Source organism: Plantibacter sp. lyk4-40-MEA-4 (assembly GCF_030209415.1).
Classification (GTDB): domain Bacteria; phylum Actinomycetota; class Actinomycetes; order Actinomycetales; family Microbacteriaceae; genus Plantibacter; species Plantibacter flavus_A.
In genome coordinates this window covers 294,811-320,079 of the sequence record NZ_JARVSA010000005.1, presented here as the reverse complement: position 1 = coordinate 320,079, position 25,269 = coordinate 294,811, and the positions used below count along the sequence as shown (strand labels likewise).

Below are 25,269 nucleotides of genomic sequence, written 5' to 3'. Positions count from 1 at the left end.
GGCGATCTCCTGCTGATATGTGCGGCACCGTGTCTGCGTGCCTGAGTGTGTGGGAACATCCCATGCTATCGCAGGGGACCGGGAGGTCGCCGGACCGCCGACCGCCATCCTCCGCCGATAGCATCGGACCGTGTCGACCAGAGCCGTCACCGGACCCGTCAGAGCCGACCTCCAGGGCCTTCGTGCCGTGGCGGTCTCGCTCGTCGTGGTGTTCCATCTCTCGCCGGGGCTCATACCTGGCGGGTTCGTCGGCGTCGACGTGTTCTTCGCGATCTCCGGGTTCCTCATCACGGCGCACCTCCTCGACGAGGTCGAGCGATCCGGTTCGGTCCGACTCGGGCGGTTCTGGGCCCGGCGCGCACGACGGCTGCTCCCCGCCTCACTCACCGTCCTCACCGCGACCCTCGTCGCGAGCTGGTACCTCGCGCCGCTCGGGGACCTGCCCCGGTTCCTGCGCGAGATCGCGTGGTCGGCCCTGTACATCGAGAACTGGGCGCTCGCCGGATCCGCGATCGACTACCTCGCGGCGGAGGACGCTCCGTCGCCGGTGCAGCACTTCTGGTCGCTGTCGGTCGAGGAGCAGTTCTACCTCGTCTGGCCGATCCTGGTCCTCGGCGCCGGCTGGCTTGCCGTGCGGGTCGCCCGTCGCTCGGCTGCGCCGACGGTGCGGCGCCGGGGCGTCGCGATCGCGATCGGACTCGTCTGCATCGCGTCGGCCGCCTGGTCGGTCGTCTTCACCGTGCAGGACCCGTCTCCGGCCTACTTCGCGACGACGACGAGGGCCTGGGAGTTCGCCGCCGGCGGACTGACGGCGATCATGGTCGCCGAGGGGGCCCGGCGCGGCTGGGGGCTGCGGGCGGGTGGGCGCACGGTCGTCGCCTGGCTCGGCTTCGCCGCGATTGGGGCGGCTGCCGTCTGGTATTCGGCGGAGACCGCCTTCCCGGCGTTGACCGCGGCGCTGCCGGTGGGCGGGACGATCGCCGTGATGGCGGCCTGGGCCCCGGACGTCCGGTGGTCGCCGACCGCACTGCTCGCCCGGTCGCCGATCCAGTGGCTCGGCGACCGCTCCTACGCGGTCTACCTCTGGCACTGGCCCCTCATCGTGTTCGGCGGGATCGTGCTCGCTCGGTCGGCCACCGTCCCCGAGCAGCTCGTCCTCCTCGTCATCACCGGCGTCCTCGCGGAGGTGACGACGCGGTTCGTGGAGCGCCCGATCCGGTTCGGGCGTGTCGCATCTTGGCGGCCACGACGGGTCATGGGCGCGACCGCCCTCGCGATGAGCGTCCTGTCGATCGCCTCGATCGGGGTGCTCCCCGGTGCCGAGGCGCGCATCGCGGCCGAACAGCAGCGCATCGAGACCCTGGTCGCAACGCCGTCGAACTGCCTCGGTGCCGCGGAGCTCGTCGAAACTGCAGCGTGTCCGCGGGACGACGGAGCGTCATCGGACGGCAGGGAAGGCTCCGGTGGCGAGACCTCGCGCGGCGGTTCCTCGGCGTCTCCCGGGGATGAGACCCGCGGGGTCGTCATTCCCGACGCGTCGCTCGCCGACCTGCCGCCGGACCGCTGCATCACCGACATCCGAGCCGCCGCGTTCGAGGTCTGCGCTTACGGCGCCGGCGCGGAGCAGGCGACGAGGACGGTGGCGCTCATCGGGGACTCGCACGCCGAGCAGTGGTTGCCGGCGTTCGCGACGGCTGCCGAGACGAACGGGTGGCGGCTCCTCGTCGCGGCGAAGAGCTCCTGCCCGTTCAGCGACGCCGAGCGCACGGAGCCCGGGACGAGCGCGGCGGTGCTCGCCGAGATGCGCGCCGGGTGCCTGAGCTGGAACCGCGACGCCCTCGAACTGCTGCGGGACGAGCCGGGGATCGACACGCTCGTCGTCTCGGCGCGCGCCCGGAACCCGGTCGTCGCCGAGGGGGGACGCGACTGGCGGGAGGTGGCTGCGGAAGCCTATGCGGAGCGCTGGGCGCTCGTGCCCGAGACGATCGAGCAGATCGTCGTCCTGCGCGACACCCCGACGATGGCGGGCGACGTGCTGGAGTGCGTCCGCGACGACGCTGATCCGGAGGACGGGTGCGCCCGTGACCGGAGCGACGCGCTCACGGAGGATCCGCAGTACGAGGCCGCCCTCGCGAGCACCGACCCACGGGTCCGTGCCGTCGACCTCTCGGACGCCCTGTGCGCGTCCGATCGGTGCTCGCCGGTGGTCGGCGGTGTCCTCGCGTACCGCGATCACCACCACCTGAGCTGGGTGTACGCCGAGACCCTCGCGCCCGTCGTCCAGGCGGTGCTCGACCGGATCCCGACGCCGGACTCAGACCGCGTCGCTCCCTGATGCCGCACCCGGCGCGATGAGGCGCGGAGCGTCGGCTGCCAGTCGGGCGGTGTAGGGGTGGGCCGGCGCGGTGAAGACCTGCTCGGCGTCGCCATGCTCGACCACCCGGCCGTGCTGCATCACGGCGACGCGGTCGCTCATGTGGCGGATGACGCCGAGGTCGTGGGAGATCAGCAGGTAGCTGAGGCCGTGGCGTCGCTGCAGCTCGTCGAGGAGGTCCAGGATCCTGGCCTGGACGGTGACGTCGAGCGCGGAGACGGGTTCGTCGAGGATGAGCGTCGACGGTCGACTCGCGAGTGCCCGGGCGATCGCCACGCGTTGCCGTTGCCCGCCGGAGAGCGTCCGCGGGCGAGCGCGGGCCAGCGAGGGATCGAGGCCGACGTCCGCGAGGAGACGGCTGATGTCGCGAGGTGCTGCCGCGCGTCCACGAACGGCGTCGGCGAGGATGGCGTCGACGCGCCAGCGTGGGTCGAACGAGCTCAGCGGATCCTGCGAGACCCAGCCCAGACGGTTCCGTCGTGGACGACGCGCTCGCTCGGGGAGCTCCGACCACGGTTCGCCCTCGAAGAGCACGGTTCCCGACTGCGGTGCGGTGAGGCCGAGTGCGATGCGGGCGAGGGTGGTCTTGCCCGAACCTGACTCGCCGACCACGCCCAGGGTCGTCCCTGGGTCCAGGCGGAGCGAGACGTCGTCGACCGCGACGATCGCCGAGGCGCCGCGGCCGCGTTCGAAGCTCCGCGTGACGGATCGGAACTCCAGCGCGGGTGCGTCCGATCCGGCCCGCGTCGTCGGGCGGGTGGCCGTCACCGGGTGTTCGGCCACCGGGGCCGCGTCGACCGGCTGGTCTGCGCTCAGGCGCGTCCCTCGAGCGCGGTCGGTGGGGACCGCGTCGATGAGGGCTCGGGTGTACGGGTGTGTCGGCCTGGTCAGCACCTGCTCGGCCGGCCCCTGCTCGACGACGACACCATGCTGCATCACGACGAGGTGGTCGGCGATCGACGAGACGACGGCGAGGTCGTGGCTGATCAGGAGGAGGCCCGCCCCGCGCCGCTTGACGTCGTCGAGGAGGCCGATGACACGTGCTTGGACGGTGACGTCGAGCGCGGTCGTCGGTTCGTCGGCGATGAGGAGGTCTGGTTCCAGTGCGATCGCCGATGCGATGAGCGCGCGCTGACGGAGTCCGCCGGAGAGTTCACCGGAACGTTGGCCGATGCGCGAAGCCGGGTCGGGCATGCCGACGGATTCGAGGAGTTCGAGCACCCGCCGGGTGCGGGCGGTCCGGTCGAGGTCGGTGCCGAGTCGGAGTGCGTCGTCGATCTCGCGGCCGATCGGTCGCAGGGGGTCGAGCGACACCAGCGCGTCCTGGAGGACGAGTCCGATGCGACGCCCGCGCAGGCGTCGCCAGGCCGATGCTCCGAGTCCGCGGAGATCGGTGCCGTCGAAGTCGAGTCGAGCGGCCGTCACCCGCGCCGATGTGCCGGCGAGGCCCAGGAGCGATCTGGCGGTCACGCTCTTGCCGGAGCCCGACTCGCCGACGATCGCGACGCAGGTGCCGCGCTCGACGTGGAAGGAGACGCCGGAGACGACGTCGTCCCCGCTGCCGAATCCGACCGTCAGTGCTTCCACCTGGAGTAGTGGAGTGGAGTCGCTCATCGGCCGTCCCCCCGAGATCGGCGCTGGAGACCCCGGCCGAGGACCGTCGTGGACAGGGCGGTCGCGACGATCATCAGACCCGGGAACGCCGTGAGCCACCACGCCGTCGCGAGGTAGGTGCGTGCTGCGGCGAGCATGGCACCCCACTCCGGCGCGGGTGGTTGCGCCCCGAGCCCGAGGTAGCTCAGGGCGGACGCCCAGACGACCGCCTGTCCGATGCCGAGGGTCGCCAGGACGAACAGCGGGGCGACGGCGTTCGGGAGGATGTGTCGGAACAGGATCCGGGCCGGCCCGTGCCCGAGCACTCGCGCGGCCTCGACGAAGTCGGAGGAGCGGACCTGGAGCAGTTGACCGCGGATGAGGCGCGCGTAGCCCGGCGCCGTCGACAGGCCGACCGCGATCGTCGCCGTGACCGGACCGGGCCCCGCGATGACGATCACGAGGAGCGCGAGCAACAGGCCGGGGAACGCGAAGAGCACCTCGAGGACGCGTCCCACGGCGAAGTCCGCGATCCGGCCGCCGACTGCGGCGATCGTCGCGAGGACCGCTCCGAGGATCAGTCCGATGGCCGTCGCGGCGACGCCGATGAGGAGTGAGGTCCCCGCACCGTGCACGACCCGGCTCCAGACGTCGCGACCGGACTCGTCCGTGCCGAACCAATGGGTGAGGGAGGGCGGCGAGAACGCGGCCCGCGGGTCGACCGCCGTCGGTGACGCTGTCGCGAACAGCTGGGGGGCGAGGGCACAGCCGAGCAGGAACAGCACCACCACGGCCGCGACGATCTCTGGAGCGCCGAATCCCGACGACCGGCGCCGTCCGCGGCGGACCCGGGCGTCGGGGTTTCCGGATGTCGGGGTGATCGCGAGCCCGCTCATGAACCGGACCGCCGGATCCGGTCGCGTGGGTCGAGCAGCTCCGCCGCGAGGTCCGCGACGAACATGACGACGACGTAGGCCACCGCCGAGCTCAACACCACGCCGGTGACCACCGGGACATCACGGACGGTCACCGCTTGGAGCAGTGTCCGTCCGAGACCGGGCCGGGCGAAGATGGTCTCCACCACCACCGCGCCGCTGATGAGGTACCCGAAGGCCCATCCCGACAGGTTCACCGCGGGCACGGCGGCGTGGCGTAGGCCGTGCCTCAGCAGGAGGCCGGTGGTCGATTCACCACGGGCGGCCGCCGAGACGGCGAACGGTGCGCTCCCTGCGTCGAGCAACGGTTCCCGCATCACCTGGGCCAGGAACCCGGCGACCGGGATGGCCAGGGTCAGCACCGGGAGGATGAGACCGACCGCATCACCCGTGCTCACCGGAGGGAGCCATCCGAGCCAGGTGCTGAAGAGTGTGATGAGGACGGTCGCGAGCCAGAACTGGGGGAGCGACGCCGCCACGAGCTCGACGGCCGATCCGAGGGCCGCGGACACCCGCCCACCCCGGGTCGACCAGACCGCGAGGCCGAGCGCCAGGAGCCAGGCGACGGCGAGCGACGCCGTCGCCAGCACCAGCGTGCCGCCGAGCTGTTCGCCGAGCACCTGGGCGACCGGCGTGCGGAGGGACGCCGACTCGCCGAGATCCCCCTGGACCAGTCGGACCAGTTGCGCCAGGTACTGCACGAGGAGCGGCTGGTCCAGGCCGTACTGCTCGCGCACCCGCTCGAGCGCTTCCGCCGAGGCCTGGGAGCCGGGGCCACCGAGATAGGCCTGCGCCGGATCGCCGGGGATCAGCCGGACGGCGAAGAAGGTGACCGTCGCGACCGCCCAGAGCACGAACACCGCACCGGCCAGACGCGCCCCGACCCGCCCGGCCAGGCGGCGGAGGTCGCGTCCCGAGCGGCCGATGGAGCTCACTCCACGAGCCAGGCGTCCCCGAAGACCGGCGTCGACACCGTCGGCAGCGCGCGGACGCCCTGCAGCGAGGTGCTCAGCAGGAAGTGGTTCTGCTGGTCGTAGAGCGGCAGGATGTAGTAGCCGTCGAGGATGATCTGCTGCGCCTGCTCGTAGAGGAACGCCCGCTCCTCGGGATCGAGGGTGTCGCTCGCCTGCTTCAGGATCTCGTCGAGCGCGGGGTCGTCCAGCTGGGCGTGGTTCGCGAAGTAGCCGCTCGGCGCCGGGACGATGCCCGAGGAGTCGTAGAGAACCCGGAGCACGTCCGGTCCCACCTTCGTGTACGGAGCGCTGACGGCCTCGTAGGCGTTGGAGCCGAGCGCCTCGTACCAGCTCGAGAGGTCGAGCAGCTCCAGCTGCACGTCGAAGCCGGCGTCACCGGCTCCGGCCTGGATCTGCTCGAAGAGCGACTGCTCGGCCGGAATCGACTGGTTCGTGCTGACCGGGAAGCGCACGGTCAGCCGGACGCCGTCCTTCGTCCGGACGCCGTCCTCGTCCTTCTCGGTCCAGCCGGCCTCGTCCAGGAGCTTGTTGGCCGCATCGAGGTCGTAGCCGAACAGGCTCTCGTCGGAGTAGGCGGTCGCCTCCGCACTCGACAGCGGGGAGTAGGAGCGCTTCGCCGTGCCGAAGAACAGGGACTCGATGCCGGCGTTCACGTCCGTCGACCGCACGAAGGCCTCACGCACGCGCTGGTCGTCGAACGGCGCCTGTCCCGCGTTGAACTCGATGCGGTTCGAGGCACCGGGACGTGGTGCGTCCAGGTCGACGATCGTCTTCGAGTCCTTCGCCTGCGCGATCGTGTCGGGCTGCGCGTTGTCGATGATGTCGACGTCGCCGCTCTGCAGCGCCGCGAAGCGCGACGCGGAGTCGGGGATGAAGCGCCACGTGATGCCGTCGAGGTACGCCGGACCGTCGTTCGCGGCATCACCCGGTGCCGAGTCGTAGGCGTCGTTCCGGACGAGCGAGACGTGGTCCTGCTTCACCCACTCGTCGACGACGAACGGCCCGGTACCGACCGGAGCGTCGCAGTTCGCCGCTTCACCGCGGGCGATCCCCGTCGGGGACTCCATCGCCGTCCACGGCTGCGACAACGACTCCAGGAGCGCGCTGTCGGGAGCGGAGAGCGTGAACCGGGCCGTCGTGGTGTCGACCGCCTCGACCGACGCGACCTTGCCCACCGCGAGGTAACCCGTGGACGACTTCGTCGCCGGGTCCTGCAGGTGCTCGATGTTCGCCTTGACCGCCGCCGCGTCGAACGGGGTGCCGTCGGTGAACGTCACGTCCGACCGCAGGGTGAACTCCCAGGTCAGACCGTCCTCCGACGTCGTCCAGGACTCGGCGAGCCACGGGATGATCTCGCCCTTGGCGTCTCGCGAGACGAGCGGCTCAAGGAACTGCGCACTCAACAGGGCCTGTGGGTAGTTGCCGCCGACATGCGGATCGAGACACGTGGGCTCGGCGTCCCCGCTGGCGTACACGAGGGTCCCACCGGCCTTCGGCGTGCTCGACGCGGCCGGCGTCCCCGGTGCACACGCCGCGAGCAGCACCGCGAGCGGAACGAGCGCCGCGGCGATACGCAACGGACGACGCGAGGACGCGAGGCGCCGACGGGCAGGGGAGGGGGATGCGGGCACAGGGACTCCAGAAGACGATCGACCGGGTGCTGAGGGCCCGGTGGCGGCGTCGGACGAATTATTGGACGCCGTCTCGGAACCAGCATAGAGCCTCAGCACCACGCCCCGACCCCTCGCACGACGGCTAGGCTCACAGGCGGCGGAAGGAGCCCCCATGTCACGACCACCGGCACGGAACGCCGTCGGTAGACCCCGACGATCCTCCCGACGCGTCCTCGAGGAGGCGGCCGCCGAACTCTTCCTCGAACAGGGATACCCCGGCACCACCGTCGACCAGATCGCGAGCCGCGCCGGAGTCAGCCGCAACACCTTCTTCAACTACTTCGGCTCCAAGAGCGACGTCCTCTGGGTCGACGTCGACGCCGCACTCGCCGGACTCGAACGGGCGCTCGCCGCAGGCGGGGAAACCCCCGCGACGGATGTCGCCGACGCCATGCCGTCACTGCAGGCCGCCCTCCTGGGCATCGCCGAGGAGCGCTCGAACGGCGCCGTGCCCTGGGCGCTGACGCAGATCGAACTGATGGACACCGCCTGGGAGCTGCAGGCGTCCGGCCTCGAACGGCTCCTGCGTCTCCAAGCCGTGCTCCGGGTCTCGCTCGCGCGCCTCGCCGTCCGCGCCGACGAGCTGACGATCCGGTCCGCCGCAGCGGCGCTCGCCGGCGCTATCGTCGCCGGCGCCGGGGCCTGGGCGGCTGCAGGCGTCGGCCGGGGCGAGCTCGGCGACTACCTCCGCCGCGCGATCGCTCCGGTGGTGGACGGGTACGGCCGCGCCCTCGCCCGGATCGACGAGCCGAGTTCCTCGTAGCCGACCCTCCGCGGAGCCGCTCCGCAGGCTGTACGATTGGACCATCGACATCGATCCGGACATCACCGGGGAGTCCTCGGCAGAACAGCGACCGCTCAGCGGGAGCCCAGTAGAACCGAGCGGGTCAGGCCCGTCACAGCCGATGCAGAGCGGCCGTTCCAGTGGAGCGGCAAGCGGGGTGGTACCGCGTCGGCAACGCCGGCGTCCTCGCAGGACCCACGAGACCTGCCAGGAGAACGATGAGCTACCCGAAGTCCCAGGAACCGACCCCAACCGAGTCGGCGTCGAACGGCGCGGCGTTCGGCGTGACGCCGTCGCCCAGCTTCCCCTCGATCGAGGAGGGGGTGCTCGCCCGTTGGGCCGCCGACGGCACCTTCCAGGCCTCCATCGACCAGCGCGAGGGCGCTCCGGAATGGGTGTTCTACGACGGCCCACCCTTCGCGAACGGTCTCCCGCACTACGGTCACCTCCTCACGGGCTACGCCAAGGACCTCTTCCCCCGATTCCAGACGATGCGCGGCAAGCAGGTGCACCGCCGGTTCGGCTGGGACACCCACGGCCTCCCCGCCGAGCTCGAGGCGGAGCGCCAGCTCGGCATCACCGACAAGCGCCAGATCGACGAGATGGGGCTCGCCGCGTTCAACCAGGTCGCACGTGACTCCGTCCTCCGCTACACGGAGGAGTGGCAGGACTACGTGACACGCCAGGCGCGCTGGGTCGACTTCGAGCACGACTACAAGACCCTCGACGTGACCTACATGGAGTCGGTCATCTGGGCCTTCAAGCAGCTCCACGACAAGGGCCTCGCCTACGAGGGCTACCGGGTGCTGCCCTACTGCTGGCGCGACCAGACGCCGCTCTCCAACCACGAGCTGCGGATGGACGACGACGTCTACCGTTCCCGCCAGGACCAGACCGTCACGGTCACCTTCCCGCTGGTCGGTCCGAAGGCCGAGAGCCTCGGCCTGACCGCCGTCCGCGCGCTCGCCTGGACGACCACGCCCTGGACCCTGCCGACGAACGCCGCGCTCGCCGTCGGGCCCGACATCGAGTACGCGGTCGTCCCGGCCGGCCCGAACGGCACCCCCGACGCAACGGTGCTCCGCGAGGAGGGCTCCGCCCACGCCGACACCGAGGTACTCGGCGGCGAGTACCTCATCGCCTCGGCGCTGCTCGGCAACTACGCGAAGGACCTCGGCTACGACTCCGCGGCCGAGGCGCAGGCCGCCGTCTCCCGGACGGTCGTCGGGCGCGAGCTCGAAGGCGTCTCCTACGACCGCCTCTGGGACTACTACGCCGACGCCGAGTGGGGCATGGAGCAGGCCTGGCGCATCCTCGTCGCCGACTACGTGTCGACCGAGGACGGCACGGGTATCGTGCATCAGGCCCCCGCCTACGGTGAGGAGGACCAGAAGGTGTGCGAGGCCGCCGGTATCCCGGTGATCGTCTCCGTCGACGACGGCGGGAAGTTCCTCCCGGAAGTGTCCGACGTCGCCGGTCTCCAGGTCTTCGACGCCAACAAGCCGCTCACCCAGCTGTTGAAGGCACAGGGCCGCCTCCTGCGTCAGGCGAGCTACGAGCACTCCTACCCGCACTGCTGGCGCTGCAAGCAGCCGCTCATCTACAAGGCGGTGTCGAGCTGGTTCGTGCGCGTGCCCGAGTTCCGCGACCGCATGGAGGAACTCAACCAGGAGATCACCTGGGTCCCGGAGAACGTCAAGGACGGACAGTTCGGCAAGTGGCTCGCGGGTGCCCGCGACTGGTCGATCAGCCGCAACCGGTACTGGGGTTCGCCGATCCCGGTGTGGAAGAGCGACGACCCGGCCTACCCGCGCATCGACGTGTACGGCTCGCTGGACGAACTCGAGGCCGACTTCGGCGTGCGCCCGACCGATCTGCACCGCCCGTACATCGACGAGCTCACGCGGCCGAATCCCGACGACCCCACCGGCCGGTCGACGATGCGCCGCATCACCGACGTCCTCGACGTCTGGTTCGACTCCGGATCGATGCCGTTCGCCCAGGTGCACTACCCGTTCGAGAACCGCGAGTGGTTCGACTCGCACAGCCCGGCGGACTTCATCGTCGAGTACATCGGCCAGACGCGCGGGTGGTTCTACCTTCTGCACGTGCTGTCGACCGCGCTGTTCGACCGGCCGGCGTTCACGAGCGTCGTGAGCCACGGCATCGTCCTCGGCAGCGACGGCCAGAAGATGTCGAAGTCGCTGCGCAACTACCCGGACGTCAACGAGGTCTTCGACCGCGACGGTTCCGACGCCATGCGCTGGTTCCTCATGTCGAGCTCGGTGCTGCGCGGCGGCAACCTCGTCGTCACGGAGGAAGGCATCCGTGAGGGCGTCCGACAGGTGATGCTGCCGTTGTGGAACACCTGGTACTTCTTCTCGCTGTACGCCAACACGGCGGTGCCTGGTGGCTACGACGCCGTGTGGCGCACGGACTCCACCGACGTCCTCGACCGCTACATCCTCGCCAAGACGCGTGAGCTCGTCGTCACCGTGACCGACCACCTCGAGGCGTTCGACGCGACCCTCGCAGCGGCCTCGCTGCGGGACTTCGCGGACGTCCTGACCAACTGGTACGTCCGTCGCTCCCGCGACCGCTTCTGGTCGACCGACGGTGGCGCCTTCGACCGCGACGCCTTCGACACGCTCTACACCGTCCTCGAGACGTACTGCCGGGTCGCCGCTCCGCTCCTGCCGCTCATCACGGAGCAGGTCTGGACCGGCCTGACGGGCGACCGCAGCGTGCACCTCACCGACTGGCCGGAGCCCGAGGCGTTCCCGGAGGACGCGGCACTCGTCGAGGCGATGGACCGGGTCCGCGAGGTCTCCGGCGTCACCCTCGCCCTCCGCAAGCAGGCCGGTCTCCGTGTCCGGTTGCCCCTGGCATCGCTCACGGTGGTCACACCCGACCCCGCGTCGCTCGCACCGTTCGAGGCGATCCTCCGAGAGGAACTCAACCTCAAGGCCGTCTCCTTCGCCGAGCTGACCGACACCAGCGGTACCGAGTTCGGTGTCACCTCGCGCCTCTCGATCAACGCCCGCGCGGCGGGTCCGCGCCTCGGCAAGACGGTGCAGCAGGCGATCAAGGGCGCTCGGAGCGGCGACTGGTCGGAGGTCGACGGCACGGTCACGGCCGGCGGCATCGAGCTCGTCGACGGTGAGTACGAACTCGTCATGGAGGCCTCCTCGGGCGCCGCCGGTGGTGTCGCACTCGCGCTCCTGCCCTCGGGTGGATTCGCCCTGCTCGAGACCACGCTGACGCCCGAACTCGAAGCGGAGGGACTCGCCCGCGACGTCATCCGCGCCGTGCAGGACACCCGGAAGGCGGCGGACCTGCAGGTGAGCGACCGGATCCGGCTGCACCTCCGATTCGAGGACGACACCGACGAACGTGCGGTGCGCAGCGCCCTCGACGTGGTCGACCTCGCCGGCGACACCCTGGCGACGTCCCTGACCTGGTCCGACGACGAGGCGCAGGCTGGGGCGTCGGGCTTCGCCCAGTCGTTCGCTGCCGGGAAGTTCGGCAACGCCGGAGCCTTCACCGTGACCGTCGCGCGTGCAGAGGAGACCGCCCATGTCCGATGACCTGATCCCCGGAGACGAGCTGTCCGCGGCCGATGCCGCCGATGCCGTGTACCGCGAGCTCCTCGAACGGCTGGGGGAGGCCCAGCCGCAGCCGCGTCTCGGGGCCACCAAACGGGCGCTCGAGCTCCTCGGCAACCCGGAGTCGTCCTTCGCGATCATCCAGATCGCCGGGACGAACGGCAAGACGAGCACGGCGCGCATGATCGAGAGCATCCTCCGCGCCCACGGGCTCCGCACCGGTCTCTTCACGAGTCCGCACCTCGTCCGGTTCACCGAGCGCATCGGGATCGACGGCGAGCGGATCTCGGACGAGGCCGTCGCCAGGAACTGGGACGACATCAAGCCGTATCTCGCGATGGTCGACGCCGAACTCACGGCGGCCGGTGAGCCCGCACTGACCTTCTTCGAAGCGCTCACCGTCCTGGGCTTCGCCTGCTTCGGCGACGCCCCCGTCGACGTCGCCGTCGTCGAGGTGGGGATGGGCGGTGCCTGGGACTCGACGAACGCCGCCGATGCCGAGGTCGCCGTCTTCACGCCTATCGACCTCGACCACGTGCAGCGGCTCGGCAAGACGATCGCCGAGATCGCGCGCACCAAGGCCGGCATCATCAAGCCCGGAGCGCAGGTGGTCTCGGCCGCCCAGCACCCCGACGCGCGTCAGGCGATCGTCGACGCCGCCGCGGCGGTCGACGACCCGGCCGTGTTCGAGGGTGAGGAGTTCGCGCTCGTGCAGGACGCCGTGGCGGTGGGCGGACAGCTCATCACCGTCCGAGGACGCGCCGGCACCTACCCGGAGCTGTACCTCCCGCTCTACGGGGACCACCAGGGACGGAACGCGACGCTCGCGATCGCCGCGGTCGAGGCGTTCCTCGGCGGAGCGACCCAGCCGATCGCGGAGGACGTCCTCGCGGAGGGCCTCACCGAGGTCGCCTCCCCGGGGCGTCTGCAGCTGATCGGCACCGAACCGACCGTGCTCGTCGACGCGGCGCACAACCCGCACGGCGCCGCGTCCCTGGTCGCCGCACTCGGCAGCTACTTCGACGTCGACGAGATCGCCTTCGTGGTCGGCATCCTCCAGGACAAGGACGCCGCCGGCATCCTGACGACCCTGGCGCCCGCCGCATCCGGCTTCTTCTTCACCCAGTCGGAGTCGGAGCGGGCGATCCCAGCCGAGGAGCTCTCTCGCCTCGCCGCGTCGCTCGACCTGCCGGCGTCGACCTTCGCCGACACGCTCGACGAGGCCGCGGAGGACGCACGGCGCTGGGCCGAGGAGGCGCCGCGCCGGCTGGTGGTGATCACCGGCTCGATCACCCTCGTGGGCGAGGCGATCGAGGTCGCCGACGACCGGGAATGGAAGGCGACCGCATGAGCGGCATGGCACGGAGCCGGGCTCCACGGAGTATCAAGCAGACCCTCGGATCGATCATCCTCGGCTTCGAGATGATCGTCATGTTCCTCGGCGCGCTCGTCATCTTCGGGCTGAAGGCCCTCCCGGCCCCGGTCGCGTTGATCGGCGGAGCGGTGCTGTGCCTGATCATCGTCGCGACGATCCCGCTCCTGCGATTCCGCTGGGGGTATTGGCTGGGCTGGGCGGTGCAAGCCGCTATCGTGGCTACCGGCCTGGTCGTGCCGATGATGTTCCTCGTCGGCGGGATGGCCGCAGCCGTCTGGACCTATGCGATGGTCCAAGGCGACAAGATCGAGCGTCAGCAGGCGCTCTACCGAGAAGCGAAGGATTGACCGTGGCTGTTGAAGAAACCCTGGTACTCGTGAAGCCCGACGGCGTCGCACGCAACCTGACCGGCGAGATCCTCCGTCGGATCGAGGCGAAGGGCTATTCGCTCGTGGACCTGCGCATGGTCGAGCCGGACCGCGAGCTGCTGGCCGCCCACTACGCCGAGCACGAGGGCAAGCCGTTCTACGAGCCCCTCGTCGAGTTCATGCTGAGCGGTCCCGTCGTCGCGATCCGCGTCGCCGGCAACCGCGTCATCGAGGGATTCCGCTCGCTCGCCGGCACGACCGACCCGACGACCGCCGCGCCCGGGACCATCCGCGGCGACTTCGGCCGCGACTGGGGCCTCAAGGTCCAGCAGAACCTCGTGCACGGTTCGGACAGCCCCGAGTCCGCCTCCCGGGAGCTCGCGCTCTGGTTCGCCTGACGCACCGACTCCGCACGACGAAGCCCGCCTCCGATTCCGGGGCGGGCTTCGTCGTGTGCGTCAGGCGGCCGTTCGGGCCGCCACCGGCTACAGGTAGGACAGGACGTCGAGGCGGAGCTGGGCGATGACCGCCACGACGAGGTAGCACCCGAGCGTCACCACCACGATCCACGAGGACACGACCCCGGCGACGCGGCGGACGGCGGGGGACGCCGGGATGATGCCGTTCCGCAGGGTGAACGCGGTCACCGCGATGAACGAGGGGATCGTCACCGACCAGGTGACCATGCACCACGGGCACAGCGTGCCGAGGACGAAGATGCTCTGCGAGATCAGCCAGATGACGAATCCCAGTGCGCCGAGGAACCCGATGTTGAAGGCGATCCAGAACCACCGCGCGAACTGCGCACCGGCGAGGACGGCGACGCCGACGGCGATCGGGGCGATCCAGGCGGCGAGGCCGATGATCGGATTCGGGAACCCGAGGATGGCACCCTGCCAGGAGTTCAGGTTGACCCCGCACTGCACGAGGATGCTCAGATTGCAGCCGAGCTGGGCGTTCGGATCCTGCAGGAGCTGGAACTTGTCGAGGGTGAGTGCGAACGCCGCGATCCACCCGATGACGCCTGCGACGATGAGGAAGATCGCGAGGCCCCTGGGGCGCGCGTCGATGACCGGAGTTGACACGCCCTGATTCTCGCACGCCCGCCTGAACGGCGGCGGGACATGCCCGGGTGGTCCGTACTCAGGACCGTCGGCCCTGTTCGTGCGATAATCGTGGGGTGGTGCCCGAGCCGCGCTCGACCGCACGACACAACAGGCTTGTTGGGCAATGAGAGCCCAGGACCCGCCGGCACGTGCCGGCACGATCGTGAGAGCTCCGAGAGCCAGCGATCACACAGGATTTGCGAACGGCTGCACCCGCGGCCGCACGCACGAGACGAAGAACCGGAGGGTGGCGCGGCCACCGACCCGGCATAGGGGAGTACACCAGGAATGGTGAAAGAGCACACCGAGGATCCGGCCACGCCGGGGACCGAGCACGAACCGACCGACCATCACCTCACGACGCCCGAGACGGCGGACGAGTCGACCAGCACCGAGACGGACGCCCAGGCGGCCGGGCCCGACGAGCAGTCGGCACCTGCGGCACCGGTGCGTCCACCGACCACCATGCTGCTGTTCCAGGCACCCGACCTGCCGCCGATCGTCCACCGCGACGACGAACCGCTCGAGGCGGAGCTCAGCTCGTCGAGGCGTCGCACGCGTCGTCGTGCCGGCGAGGACGGACCGGAGCAGGGCGAGCGGGGTGGCGACTCGCGCCCCGACACCCGCAACGTGGTCAAGGTCCGCACGCCGCGTGAGCCGGAACTCATCACCGAACCGCAGAAGGTGCGCGGCTCGACGAGGCTCGAGGCCAAGAAGCAGCGTCGCCGTGACGGACGCGACGCCGGTCGTCGTCGTCCGGTCGTCACCGAGGCCGAGTTCCTCGCCCGCCGCGAGTCGGTCGACCGTGTCATGGTTGTCCGCTCCAAGAACGGCAAGACGCAGATCGGCGTGCTGGAGGACGGCGTGCTCGTGGAGCACTACGTCGCCAGGAGCCAGGAGGCGTCGCTCATCGGCAACGTCTACCTCGGCCGCGTGCAGAACGTCCTGCCCAGCATGGAGGCGGCGTTCGTCGACATCGGTCGCGGACGCAACGCGGTGCTCTACTCCGGCGAGGTCGACTGGGACTCCGTGGAGACGGGCAACCAGCCCCGCCGGATCGAGCTCGCGCTCAAGGGCGGCGACAAGGTCCTCGTCCAGGTCACGAAGGACCCGGTCGGACACAAGGGCGCGCGCCTGACGAGTCAGGTCTCGCTGCCCGGTCGGTACCTCGTTTACGTGCCGAACGGCTCGATGAACGGCATCTCGCGCAAGCTGCCCGACACTGAACGCGCCCGCCTGAAGAAGATCCTCAAGGAGGTCCTTCCGGAGAACGTCGGCGTCATCGTCCGCACGGCCGCCGAGGGAGCGACCGAGGAGCAGCTCACGCTCGACGTCACGCGGCTGAAGTCGCAGTGGTCGGAGATCTCCCGTCAGATCGAGACGGTCCAGTCGCCGGCCCTGCTGCACAGCGAGCCCGACCTGCTCATCAAGATCATCCGCGACGTCTTCAACGAGGACTTCCACAAGCTCGTCATCCAGGGCTCGGACGCGCTGCAGGACATCCAGAGCTACCTGCGCGGCGTCGCCCCCGACCTGCTCGAGCGTGTCGAGCCGTACGACGGCACGGGCGACTCCTTCGTCGACTACCGCATCGCCGAGCAGATCGAGAAGGCGCTCGACCGCAAGGTCTGGCTGCCGTCCGGCGGATCCCTCGTGATCGACCGCACCGAGGCCATGACGGTCGTCGACGTCAACACGGGGAAATTCGTCGGTTCCGGCGGCAACCTCGAGGAGACGGTCACCAAGAACAACCTCGAGGCCGCTGAGGAGGTCGTGCGTCAGCTGCGGCTGCGCGACATCGGCGGGATCATCGTCGTCGACTTCATCGACATGGTGCTCGAGTCGAACCGCGACCTCGTGCTGCGCCGCCTCGTGGAGTGCCTCAGCCGCGACCGCACGAAGCACCAGGTCGCCGAGGTCACCTCGCTCGGTCTCGTGCAGATGACGCGCAAGAAGCTCGGCCTCGGCCTGCTCGAGACGTTCAGCGAGCCCTGCGAGGTCTGCGCCGGACGCGGCGTCGTCGTGCACCACGACCCCGTCGTGAAGCACCGCCAGACGCCGCAGCCGGAGCAGCAGCGCCGGCGCGGCAAGGGCGGGTCCCAGGGCGGCCAGCCGTCCTCGAACGGCCAGGGCGCCCAGCAGAAGCCGGCCGGACAGACGCACGGGATCACCGACGACGCGAAGAACGCGCTCGCCCTGATCGCTGCGCGCACGCTGCACCACGAGGAGCTCGCCGCCGCCGAGGCCGTGGCCGACGCCGTCGTGGCCGAAGCACAGCACACGCAGTCGCAGCACACCGAGGCGCAGGGCTCCGAGGAGTCGGTCGCGGACGAGCCCACGACGTCACCGGAGGAACAGTCCGGGGCGCACGACGGTCGTCGGAGCCGGCGCGAGAAGCGCGAACCGCGTCGTCGTGGCGGTGACGGGTCCCGCCGGGGTTCTTCGGAGGAACGCTCCACCGAGGCGCCGAGCGAATCCGCGGCCCCGACGCTGGCCTTGCTCGACCTGCCGATCGCGCCGGTCGCCGACAAGCCGCGTCGCGCGGCCGTCGCGGACCCCGAGCACCTGCTCGAGTCCGTCCTCGACGCGCTCCCCGAGCCGAAGCAGCCGGGTCAGGGTCGCGGCCGGAGCCGCAGGGTGTCGACCGCCTCGCTCGCGGGCGGACAGGCCGTCGGTTCGGACGGCGCGCAGCGTCAGGCCGAATAGTCCGGTCGTATCAGGACGGCGCGTCTCCTCGGGAGGCGCGCCGTTCGCGTGCGGTGATGCGCAAGCCGCTGGCGATGAGTCGACGGACCAGTTCGCCGCCGCTCACCGCGACGGCGCCGGCCGCCACGAGCGACGTGTGGCGCTCGGCGGGGACGTCGTAGTGGTCGAGGTCGAACGATCGCGGCGGGAGCCCGGTGCGTCCGGCGAAGGCGTGCAGCTCCTCCAGGGAGCTGTCGCTCACCACGTGGGACCAGAGCGTGCCGTGCGCCGGCCACAGCGGGGGATCGATGAGCACCGTCATGCCTCCATCCAACCATCGGGTCCCTCGCGTGATTCCCGTCCGCGCTCGGACGCGCCGGGCACCCGGCCGGCGTTCAGGAGCCCCCGGGGTACACTGGTCGAGTGCGTCCGGTGTGGGAGCCGCGAGGAACAGCCTCGGTCACGAGGTTCTGTGCCCGCTGGTTTGACCTGGACTGCACGATGAAGTAAACTCGACCGTTGGTGTGCATTGAGTTTTCATTGCCACGCCCAACGGTTTTCTGCCATCAAGGTGTCCCACGTGTTCGAGCCTTTCCGAGCAGTAACTTCCAGCAACAGTCAGTCGGAGCGTTTCGCTCCCCAAAGAACGGGTACGTAGTGGTTTACGCAGTTGTGCGCGCCGGAGGACGGCAGGAGAAGGTCGAGATCGGAACCATCGTCACGATGGACCGGGTCAAGGCCGACAAGGATGGCAACATCGAGCTTCCCGCGGTGCTCCACGTCGACGGTGAGAAGATCATCTCCGACGCGAAGTCGCTCGCGAAGATCACGGTGACGGCCGAGGTGCTCGAGAACCTCCGCGGTCCGAAGATCATCATCCAGAAGTTCAAGAACAAGACCGGTTACAAGAAGCGTCAGGGGCACCGTCAGGAGCTCACGCGCGTCAAGATCACCGGCATCAAGTAAGGCATCGAGGAGAAGAAGAGATGGCACACAAGAAGGGTGCGAGTTCCACTCGCAACGGTCGTGACTCCAACGCACAGCGTCTCGGTGTGAAGCGCTTCGGCGGCCAGGTCGTCCTCGCGGGCGAGATCCTCGTCCGTCAGCGCGGCACGCACTTCCACCCCGGCGCCAACGTCGGTCGTGGCGGCGACGACACGCTGTTCGCCCTCGAGGCCGGCTCCGTGCAGTTCGGCAACAAGGGTGGCCGCAAGGTCGTCAACATCGTCGCTGCTGCAGAGTAGCAACAACGTCTTTCCAGCAGGGGGCGGGCTTCGGCCCGCCCCCTGCTGTCGTACAACCGAGTTCCATGATCCAGAGAGGGGCTGAGCGTCCATGGTCACATTCGTCGACCGGGTCACACTGCACCTGCGAGCGGGCGGCGGCGGCAACGGCTGCGTCTCCGTGAAGCGCGAGAAGTTCAAGCCGCTGGCCGGCCCCGATGGCGGCAACGGCGGACACGGTGGTGACATCGTGCTCGTGTCCGATCCTCAGATCACGACGCTGCTCGGGTACCACCGGTCACCGCACCGGAGCTCCGACACCGGCGGCTTCGGCATGGGCGACCACCGCAACGGGTTCCAGGGCGAGACGCTCATCCTGCCCGTCCCCGTCGGGACGGTCGTCAAGGACGTCGACGGCGTCGAACTCGTCGACTTCGTCGAGCCCGGCATGGAGTTCGTCGTCGCTCCCGGCGGCCAGGGTGGCCTCGGGAACGCGGCACTCTCCTCGACCAAGCGCAAGGCCCCCGGGTTCGCGCTGCTCGGCACGCCCGGCTGGGAAGGTGACGTCCTCCTCGAGCTGAAGACCGTCGCAGACGTCGCGCTCGTCGGGTACCCCTCCGCCGGCAAGTCCAGCCTCATCGCGGCGATGTCCGCTGCGAAACCCAAGATCGCGGACTACCCGTTCACCACCCTGCACCCGAACCTCGGCGTCGTCGAGGCCGGCGAGGTCCGCTACACCATGGCGGACGTCCCCGGGCTCATCGAGGGCGCCAGTGAGGGCAAGGGCCTCGGTCTCGAGTTCCTGCGTCACGTCGAGCGCTGCTCCGCGCTCCTGCACGTGCTGGACTGCGCGACGCTCGAACCGGGACGCGACCCGATCAGCGACCTCGACATCATCCTGGCCGAGCTCGCCGCCTACCCGGTACCGGAGGGGCAGACGCCGCTGGTCGAGCGCCCGCAGCTCATCGCCCTCAACAAGATCGACGTCCCGGAGGCGAGGGAGCTCGCCGAGTTCCTGCGTCCCGACCTCGAGGCGCGCGGCTACAAGGTCTTCGAGATCTCGACGGTCTCGCGCGAGGGCCTCCGACAGCTGTCGTTCGCGTTGAGCGAGCTCGTCGAGGAGAGCCGAGCCCGCGCAGCCCTCGAGGCCGCCAAGCCCCGGATCGTGCTGCGTCCGAAGCCGGTCGACGACTCCAAGTTCACCGTCACGGTCGAGGGTGGCACGTACGGCAACCTCTACCGCATCATCGGCGCGAAGCCGGAACGCTGGGTGCAGCAGACGGACTTCAACAACGAGGAGGCCGTCGGGTTCCTCGCGGACCGCCTGGCGAAGCTCGGCGTCGAAGAGGCGCTCTTCAAGGCCGGTGCCGTCGCCGGTGCGACCGTGATGATCGGTGCGGGTGGCGGTGTGGTCTTCGACTGGGAGCCCACGCTCACGAGCACCGCGGAACTGCTGACGCAGCCGCGTGGAACGGACCCGCGTCTCGACGCGAGCCACCGCCCGACGCGCAACCAGCGTCGCGACGAGTACTTCGAGCGCATGGACGCGAAGGCCGAGGCCCGTGCCGAGCTGCTCCGTGAACGTGCGGCCGGTCTCTGGAACGACGACGAGGGCTTCGAGGTCGGCTCCGTGCCGGCCGACGCACCGCAGGACGAGGGTGTCACGACGGAGGACGACGACCGGTGACCATCCACCAGCGCAGTGGCATCCCCTCGGCGCGACGCATCGTCGTGAAGGTCGGGTCCTCCTCGATCAGTGGCGACAACGCCGGGCAGATCACTGCGCTGGTCGAGGCGCTGGCCGAGGCGCACGCCCGAGGCACCGAGGTCATCCTCGTGTCCTCGGGCGCCATCGCGACCGGGATGCCCTACCTCCGCCTCGACGCCCGTCCGAGCGACCTGGCGACGCAGCAGGCGGCTGCCGCCGTCGGGCAGAACGTGCTGATCTACCGGTACCAGGACAGCCTCGACCGGTTCGGCATCGTCGCAGGCCAGGTGCTGCTCACCGCCGGTGATCTCGAGAACCCCAGTCACCGGAGCAATGCCCAGCGGGCGATGGAACGGCTCCTCGGGTTGCGCATCCTGCCGATCGTCAACGAGAACGACACCGTCGCGACGCATGAGATCCGGTTCGGCGACAACGACCGCCTTGCCGCCCTCGTGTCGGTCCTCGTCGCGGCCGACGTCCTCGTCCTCCTGAGCGACGTCGACGCGTTGTACACCCGCCCGCCGCACGAAGCGGGTGCCGAGCGCATCGAGGAGGTCCCGTTCGGAGACGCCCTCTCGGGCGTCACCTTCGGCGACATCGGCTCCGCGGGCGTCGGCACCGGGGGAGCGGGCACGAAGGTGTCGGCCGCCCGGTTGGCCGCCGAGGCGGGGACGTCCGTCCTCGTGACGTCGACCACGAACGTCGCGTCAGCCCTCCGCGGTGAGCACCTCGGCACCTGGTTCCAACCGGCGTGACGCGGAGAGCGTCCACCAGACGCCGCTGAGTAGAATCGACGCATGTCGTCGCCAACCATCACCGTGCTGCCACTCGCGGATCGTCTCACCGCTGCGAAGCGTGCCTCCCGGGTCCTCGCCCAGGCGAACACCGCGCAGAAGAACCGGGCCCTCGAGGCCATCGCCGTCGCGATCGTCGAGGGTGCGGATGCGGTCATCGCCGCCAACGAGCGCGACCTCGTCGCGGGACGCGAGCAGGGCATCAGTGTCGGTCTGCAAGATCGTCTCCGCCTCGACCGGGGCCGCATCGACGGGCTCGCGGTGGCGGTCCGCGACGTCATCGCGATCGTCGACCCGGTCGGCCAGGTGGTCCGCGGAAGCAACACTCCGGACGGGGTGAAGCTCGAGCAGGTACGCGTCCCGTTCGGCGTGGTCGGCGCGATCTACGAGGCGCGCCCGAACGTCACGGTCGACATCGCCGCCCTCGCGATCAAGAGCGGCAACGCCGTGGTGCTCCGCGGCGGGTCGGCGGCGGAACACTCGAACGCGGTCCTCGTGGGGCTGCTGCGATCGGCACTCGAGTCCGTCGGCCTTCCCGGGGATGCGGTACAGACCATCGACGAGTTCGGTCGAGACGGTGCGAAGCAGCTCATGAACGCCAGAGGCCTGATCGACGTCCTCATCCCGCGGGGGAGCGCGTCACTCATCGAGACGGTCGTCCGGGAGTCGACGGTCCCCGTGATCGAGACCGGCGCCGGCGTCGTGCACGTGTTCCTCGACGAGAGTGCCGAACTCGACTGGGCCGTGGACATCGTCCGCAACGCCAAGGTGCAGCGCCCATCGGTCTGCAACGCGCTGGAGACCATCCTCGTCCACCGTGCTGCGGCCGCGCGCGTGCTGCCCGCCGTGCTCGGCGACCTGCGCGAGCACGGGGTGCTGATCCACGCGGACGAACGCGCCAGGGAGGTCTTCGCCGACGTCGTGCCCGCCGTGGAGGAGGACTGGTCCACCGAGCACATGTCGCTCGAGCTCTCGGTGCGCGTGGTCGACGACCTCGACGCCGCGCTCGAGCACATCGACCGATACTCCACCGGGCACACCGACGCGATCATCACGAACGACGTGGTGAACGCCGATCGGTTCCTCGCCGAGGTCGATTCGGCCGTCGTCATGGTCAACGCCTCGACCCGTTTCACCGACGGCGCCGAGTTCGGATTCGGCGCGGAGGTCGGCATTTCGACGCAGAAACTCCATGCCCGCGGTCCGATGGGACTGCCGGAACTCACGAGTACGAAGTGGCTCGTGCGTGGTTCGGGCCACACCCGTCGGTAGTCGCTAGACTGATACGGGCGTCACGAGGCGTCGCACAGAAGGAGAGATCATGTCGATTGCCGCGTCCGTCTTCGCCACCGCCGTCCTGGCTGAATCGGAGCACGCCGTCGAACTCGCCGCACCGACCTGGGTGTTCGGCGCGGTCGCCCTCGTGCTGTTCGCCATCCTCGGCGCCGTGACCTTCAGCTACCGCGACGTCGCCAACCGTCACGCCGACAAGGGCGAGTCGGCCTCCGCTCACGGCGAGCACGGCCACTAGGCTGTCCGGCGTGAGCGCGCCCGTCACCGAGACGACGACCCGTCGTCCTCGGATCGGGGTCATGGGCGGGACGTTCGATCCGATCCACCACGGGCACCTCGTCGCCGCCTCGGAGGTCGCGCAGCACTTCGATCTCGATGAGGTCGTCTTCGTCCCGACCGGCATGCCGTACCGGAAGTCGGGCGTGAGCGACAGCGAGCACCGCTACCTCATGACCGTGATCGCCACCGCAGCGAACCCCCGCTTCACCGTCAGCCGGGTCGACATCGATCGAGCCGGACCGACGTACACGATCGACACGCTGCGCGATCTGCGCCGCAAACGTCCCGATGCCGAGCTGTTCTTCATCACGGGTGCCGACGCGATCGCCCAGATCCTCAGTTGGAAAGACGTCAGGGAGGTCTGGGACCTCGCTCACTTCGTCGCTGTGAGTAGACCGGGACACGATTTGAACGTTTCCGGATTACCACAGCACGACGTAAGCTTGTTGGAAGTTCCGGCCCTAGCGATATCGTCGACGGATTGCCGGAGCCGGGTGAGCAAAGGCTTTCCGGTCTGGTATCTGGTTCCCGACGGTGTCGTGCAGTACATCACCAAGCACCACCTGTATCGGAGTGAAGCCACATGACCGCGTTGCCAGAGGATGCGCCCCTGACCAGGCGACAGGCTCGAGCGAGCCAGCAGCCGTCGACGTCCGCTGACGAAGCGACGCCCGACACTGCTGCGCCACGGACACGACGCGCGTCGACATCCGAACCCGTCGCCGGGGGAGCGATCCCCGGGCAGACCACGTCGCGCGACGGGAGCGCTCCAGCACCAGCGTCCACGTCACCCGCGCCGTCGTCGAGCGCTCCGGCATCCGGTGCGCCGGCTCCGGCCCCGACCGGTGGACTCACGCGCCGTCAGTTGCGAGAACTCGAGCGCACCGGCTCGATCGAGCAGGTGGGCTCCCCGGCAGCGCCGGTCGCTCCTCCGGTCGAGCAGCCGGTCCCCTCGGTCGCCCTGCCGCCGCGGACGCCCGATCAGGTGGTCGCTCCGCCTCAGAAGCAGAACAAGGCGGCCCGTCAGCAGGCAGCGAAGCTCGCGCAGCAGGAAGCGGTCGCCAAGGCTGCCGCTGCTGCTGAGCAGGAACGTCGCGAAGCCGAGGCCACCAAGCAGGCCGAGCAGCGCCAGGCCGCCGCGCGCAAGGCCGAAGAGCAGCAGGCTGCAGAACGCAAGGCGGCAGAGCGCAAGGCCGCTGAGCGGGCCGCCGCCGACGAGCGCGCGGCCAAGGCCCGGTCGGCCGAGGCGCCGACGCCTCCCGTGACCCCCGCCGCTGCGGCGCCGGTGGCCACCGGTTCACTCTTCGACGTCTCGGATCGCGACGACATCTCCGAGGACCCCGCGTCGACCCTGTCCAAGGGGTTCGGGCGCGACTCCATGCTCGTCGCGGCACTCGAGGCCGAGAAGGCCTCGCAGGCGGACAACGAGGTCGCGTTCGAGGACCTCCTCGGAAGCGGCATGACGAGCACGGGGCAGATCACCACGAGCTCGCTCATCATCCCCGTCGCTCCGGCGCAGGCCGAGGCGGGCGCCACATCCAACTCCACGGGCGAGATCCTCATCACCGGAACCATCGATCTGCCCCGCGGACTGGGTTCCGCCGGTCAGGACCCGAACCACTTCGACGGTGCAGGGATCGACCGACTCATCGAGGGCGATGAGCTGCCGGCCTCGGTCACCGCGGCATCCCCGGTCGCGGCCAGTCGTGCGGTCAGTAGCCACGGTTCCACCCGCGACGTCGTCCCGGCCACCACCAACCAGAGCAACAAACTGTTGATGACGCTCGCGATCGCCGCCGCGGTGCTCGCCGCCGGCGTGATCGCGGTGCTCATCATCGGTTTCTTCGGCGGAGCGTTCTAGCCCTGCCGGCATTCACCCGATCGCGCACCATGCGATCGCCAGAGGAGTACACCACATGACCCTGTCCGACACCACACTGGACGCCGTCCAGCTCGCAGCGACCGCAGCCGAGTCCAAGGGCGGCGAGGATCTCGTCGCGCTCGACGTCTCCGGTCCGTTGCCGTTCGTCGACGCCTTCCTCCTCGTCACCGGCCGGAGCGAGCGCAACGTCGTCGCCATCGCCGGCGAGGTCGAGGACCGCTTGAACGCGAGCGGCGTGAAGACGCTGCGGCGCGAAGGCAAGTCCGAGGGGCGGTGGATCCTGCTCGACTTCGGCGAGGTCGTCGTCCACGTCTTCCACGAGGAGGAGCGGATGTACTACTCGCTGGAGCGACTGTGGAAGGACTGCCCCGTGATTCCGCTGGTCTCGTCCGCACCGCAGCCCGCGAACTGACCATCCCGTCGGTGCCGAGCACCGAAAGTGGTCACAACCGCTCTCAAGATGTAGTAACCTATTCAAGTTGCTTCCGCTGAAACAGCAGGGGCAAGCAAGTTGAATACGGGTCTGTGGCGCAGCTGGTAGCGCACCTGCATGGCATGCAGGGGGTCAGGGGTTCGAGTCCCCTCAGATCCACCCGAACACCGAGAAGTCCCCGTCAG

At 69.8% G+C, this 25,269-nt stretch carries 22 protein-coding genes and 1 tRNA gene; 17 read left to right on the top strand and 6 right to left on the bottom strand.

From position 1 onward, the window contains the following. Positions 1 to 130: 130 nt before the first annotated feature. Positions 131 to 2,335: an acyltransferase family protein gene (locus tag QRN44_RS11405; RefSeq protein WP_285039180.1), complete on the top strand. Its 2,205-nt coding sequence runs from the start codon at positions 131 to 133 to the stop codon at positions 2,333 to 2,335. Here the strand turns inward: QRN44_RS11405 and QRN44_RS11400 are convergent. From QRN44_RS11400 to QRN44_RS11385, 4 genes are read right to left on the bottom strand one after another with little or no spacing between them, the layout of a single operon-like run. After that, positions 2,315 to 3,988: a dipeptide ABC transporter ATP-binding protein gene (locus QRN44_RS11400; protein WP_285039179.1), complete on the bottom strand. Its 1,674-nt coding sequence runs from the start codon at positions 3,986 to 3,988 to the stop codon at positions 2,315 to 2,317. The genes QRN44_RS11405 and QRN44_RS11400 overlap by 21 nt on opposite strands. Beyond that, positions 3,985 to 4,863: an ABC transporter permease gene (locus QRN44_RS11395; RefSeq protein WP_285039178.1), complete on the bottom strand. Its 879-nt coding sequence runs from the start codon at positions 4,861 to 4,863 to the stop codon at positions 3,985 to 3,987. The genes QRN44_RS11400 and QRN44_RS11395 overlap by 4 nt, the downstream gene beginning before the upstream one ends. Further along, positions 4,860 to 5,837 (bottom strand): ABC transporter permease, encoded by a 978-nt coding sequence (locus QRN44_RS11390; RefSeq protein ID WP_502928641.1) that lies wholly within the window; start codon positions 5,835 to 5,837, stop codon positions 4,860 to 4,862. The genes QRN44_RS11395 and QRN44_RS11390 overlap by 4 nt, the downstream gene beginning before the upstream one ends. Further along, on the bottom strand, positions 5,834 to 7,507 hold the full coding sequence (locus tag QRN44_RS11385) for an ABC transporter substrate-binding protein (RefSeq protein WP_502928640.1): 1,674 nt from the start codon (positions 7,505 to 7,507) through the stop codon (positions 5,834 to 5,836). Before QRN44_RS11385 ends, QRN44_RS11390 begins: the two co-directional genes overlap by 4 nt. Before the next feature lie 154 nt (positions 7,508 to 7,661). On the opposite strand from QRN44_RS11385, the gene QRN44_RS11380 reads away from it, so the two are divergent. From QRN44_RS11380 to ndk, 5 genes are all read left to right on the top strand, one after another. Then, on the top strand, positions 7,662 to 8,312 hold the full coding sequence (locus QRN44_RS11380; protein ID WP_175115987.1) for a TetR/AcrR family transcriptional regulator: 651 nt from the start codon (positions 7,662 to 7,664) through the stop codon (positions 8,310 to 8,312). Positions 8,313 to 8,551: 239 nt separating this feature from the next. Then, complete coding sequence (ileS, locus tag QRN44_RS11375) at positions 8,552 to 11,920, top strand: isoleucine--tRNA ligase (RefSeq protein ID WP_121291006.1); 3,369 nt, start codon at positions 8,552 to 8,554, stop codon at positions 11,918 to 11,920. Then, positions 11,910 to 13,289, top strand: coding sequence for a bifunctional folylpolyglutamate synthase/dihydrofolate synthase (locus QRN44_RS11370; protein ID WP_121291004.1), 1,380 nt, complete (start codon positions 11,910 to 11,912; stop codon positions 13,287 to 13,289). Before ileS ends, QRN44_RS11370 begins: the two co-directional genes overlap by 11 nt. After that, on the top strand, positions 13,286 to 13,660 hold the full coding sequence (locus tag QRN44_RS11365; protein WP_285039177.1) for a DUF4233 domain-containing protein: 375 nt from the start codon (positions 13,286 to 13,288) through the stop codon (positions 13,658 to 13,660). Before QRN44_RS11370 ends, QRN44_RS11365 begins: the two co-directional genes overlap by 4 nt. A 2-nt stretch (positions 13,661 to 13,662) precedes the next feature. Next, positions 13,663 to 14,079 (top strand): nucleoside-diphosphate kinase, encoded by a 417-nt coding sequence (ndk, locus tag QRN44_RS11360; protein WP_064295600.1) that lies wholly within the window; start codon positions 13,663 to 13,665, stop codon positions 14,077 to 14,079. Between the two features lie 87 nt (positions 14,080 to 14,166). On the opposite strand, the gene QRN44_RS11355 is transcribed toward ndk, so the two are convergent. Beyond that, the gene (locus tag QRN44_RS11355; RefSeq protein WP_064295599.1) at positions 14,167 to 14,766 is read right to left on the bottom strand and encodes a vitamin K epoxide reductase family protein; all 600 of its coding nucleotides are present in this window, start codon (positions 14,764 to 14,766) and stop codon (positions 14,167 to 14,169) included. A 312-nt stretch (positions 14,767 to 15,078) separates the two neighbouring features. On the opposite strand from QRN44_RS11355, the gene QRN44_RS11350 reads away from it, so the two are divergent. Then, positions 15,079 to 17,493, top strand: coding sequence for an Rne/Rng family ribonuclease (locus QRN44_RS11350; RefSeq protein ID WP_285039176.1), 2,415 nt, complete (start codon positions 15,079 to 15,081; stop codon positions 17,491 to 17,493). A 10-nt stretch (positions 17,494 to 17,503) separates the two neighbouring features. On the opposite strand, the gene QRN44_RS11345 is transcribed toward QRN44_RS11350, so the two are convergent. Then, on the bottom strand, positions 17,504 to 17,794 hold the full coding sequence (locus QRN44_RS11345; protein ID WP_175115982.1) for a DUF4031 domain-containing protein: 291 nt from the start codon (positions 17,792 to 17,794) through the stop codon (positions 17,504 to 17,506). A 335-nt stretch (positions 17,795 to 18,129) separates the two neighbouring features. On the opposite strand from QRN44_RS11345, the gene rplU reads away from it, so the two are divergent. From rplU to QRN44_RS11295, 10 genes are all read left to right on the top strand, one after another. Next, positions 18,130 to 18,438, top strand: coding sequence for a 50S ribosomal protein L21 (gene rplU / locus QRN44_RS11340; RefSeq protein WP_079002324.1), 309 nt, complete (start codon positions 18,130 to 18,132; stop codon positions 18,436 to 18,438). A gap of 20 nt (positions 18,439 to 18,458) precedes the next feature. Further along, positions 18,459 to 18,716, top strand: coding sequence for a 50S ribosomal protein L27 (rpmA, locus tag QRN44_RS11335; protein ID WP_056006626.1), 258 nt, complete (start codon positions 18,459 to 18,461; stop codon positions 18,714 to 18,716). A gap of 91 nt (positions 18,717 to 18,807) precedes the next feature. After that, on the top strand, positions 18,808 to 20,382 hold the full coding sequence (gene obgE, locus QRN44_RS11330) for a GTPase ObgE (protein ID WP_071260832.1): 1,575 nt from the start codon (positions 18,808 to 18,810) through the stop codon (positions 20,380 to 20,382). Next, positions 20,379 to 21,158: a glutamate 5-kinase gene (gene proB, locus QRN44_RS11325; protein ID WP_121291003.1), complete on the top strand. Its 780-nt coding sequence runs from the start codon at positions 20,379 to 20,381 to the stop codon at positions 21,156 to 21,158. Before obgE ends, proB begins: the two co-directional genes overlap by 4 nt. Positions 21,159 to 21,200: 42 nt before the next feature. Further along, positions 21,201 to 22,469 (top strand): glutamate-5-semialdehyde dehydrogenase, encoded by a 1,269-nt coding sequence (locus QRN44_RS11320; RefSeq protein WP_285039175.1) that lies wholly within the window; start codon positions 21,201 to 21,203, stop codon positions 22,467 to 22,469. A gap of 49 nt (positions 22,470 to 22,518) precedes the next feature. Then, positions 22,519 to 22,728 carry a hypothetical protein gene (locus QRN44_RS11315; protein WP_285039174.1) on the top strand — a complete coding sequence of 70 codons (210 nt, stop codon included), beginning with the start codon at positions 22,519 to 22,521 and terminating at the stop codon, positions 22,726 to 22,728. Between the two features lie 10 nt (positions 22,729 to 22,738). After that, positions 22,739 to 23,356: a nicotinate-nucleotide adenylyltransferase gene (gene nadD / locus QRN44_RS11310; protein WP_255376693.1), complete on the top strand. Its 618-nt coding sequence runs from the start codon at positions 22,739 to 22,741 to the stop codon at positions 23,354 to 23,356. Next, positions 23,353 to 24,630: a hypothetical protein gene (locus QRN44_RS11305; RefSeq protein WP_285039173.1), complete on the top strand. Its 1,278-nt coding sequence runs from the start codon at positions 23,353 to 23,355 to the stop codon at positions 24,628 to 24,630. The genes nadD and QRN44_RS11305 overlap by 4 nt, the downstream gene beginning before the upstream one ends. A 55-nt stretch (positions 24,631 to 24,685) precedes the next feature. Further along, a complete protein-coding gene (rsfS, locus tag QRN44_RS11300) occupies positions 24,686 to 25,063 on the top strand; it encodes a ribosome silencing factor (protein WP_079002329.1) in 378 nt (125 codons plus the stop codon). Between the two features lie 107 nt (positions 25,064 to 25,170). Further along, a tRNA-Ala gene (locus QRN44_RS11295) sits at positions 25,171 to 25,243 on the top strand. Positions 25,244 to 25,269 lie beyond the last annotated feature (26 nt).

Coding starts and splice junctions, on each gene's coding strand:
- QRN44_RS11400 (WP_285039179.1), bottom strand. CDS start 3,988: ATGAGCGACTCCACTCCACTACTCCAGGTGGAAGCACTGACGGTCGGA.
- obgE (WP_071260832.1), top strand. CDS start 18,808: ATGGTCACATTCGTCGACCGGGTCACACTGCACCTGCGAGCGGGCGGC.
- QRN44_RS11395 (WP_285039178.1), bottom strand. CDS start 4,863: ATGAGCGGGCTCGCGATCACCCCGACATCCGGAAACCCCGACGCCCGG.
- QRN44_RS11320 (WP_285039175.1), top strand. CDS start 21,201: ATGTCGTCGCCAACCATCACCGTGCTGCCACTCGCGGATCGTCTCACC.
- QRN44_RS11315 (WP_285039174.1), top strand. CDS start 22,519: ATGTCGATTGCCGCGTCCGTCTTCGCCACCGCCGTCCTGGCTGAATCG.
- QRN44_RS11345 (WP_175115982.1), bottom strand. CDS start 17,794: ATGACGGTGCTCATCGATCCCCCGCTGTGGCCGGCGCACGGCACGCTC.
- rpmA (WP_056006626.1), top strand. CDS start 18,459: ATGGCACACAAGAAGGGTGCGAGTTCCACTCGCAACGGTCGTGACTCC.
- ileS (WP_121291006.1), top strand. CDS start 8,552: ATGAGCTACCCGAAGTCCCAGGAACCGACCCCAACCGAGTCGGCGTCG.
- QRN44_RS11370 (WP_121291004.1), top strand. CDS start 11,910: ATGTCCGATGACCTGATCCCCGGAGACGAGCTGTCCGCGGCCGATGCC.
- rsfS (WP_079002329.1), top strand. CDS start 24,686: ATGACCCTGTCCGACACCACACTGGACGCCGTCCAGCTCGCAGCGACC.
- QRN44_RS11365 (WP_285039177.1), top strand. CDS start 13,286: ATGAGCGGCATGGCACGGAGCCGGGCTCCACGGAGTATCAAGCAGACC.
- QRN44_RS11305 (WP_285039173.1), top strand. CDS start 23,353: ATGACCGCGTTGCCAGAGGATGCGCCCCTGACCAGGCGACAGGCTCGA.
- QRN44_RS11380 (WP_175115987.1), top strand. CDS start 7,662: ATGTCACGACCACCGGCACGGAACGCCGTCGGTAGACCCCGACGATCC.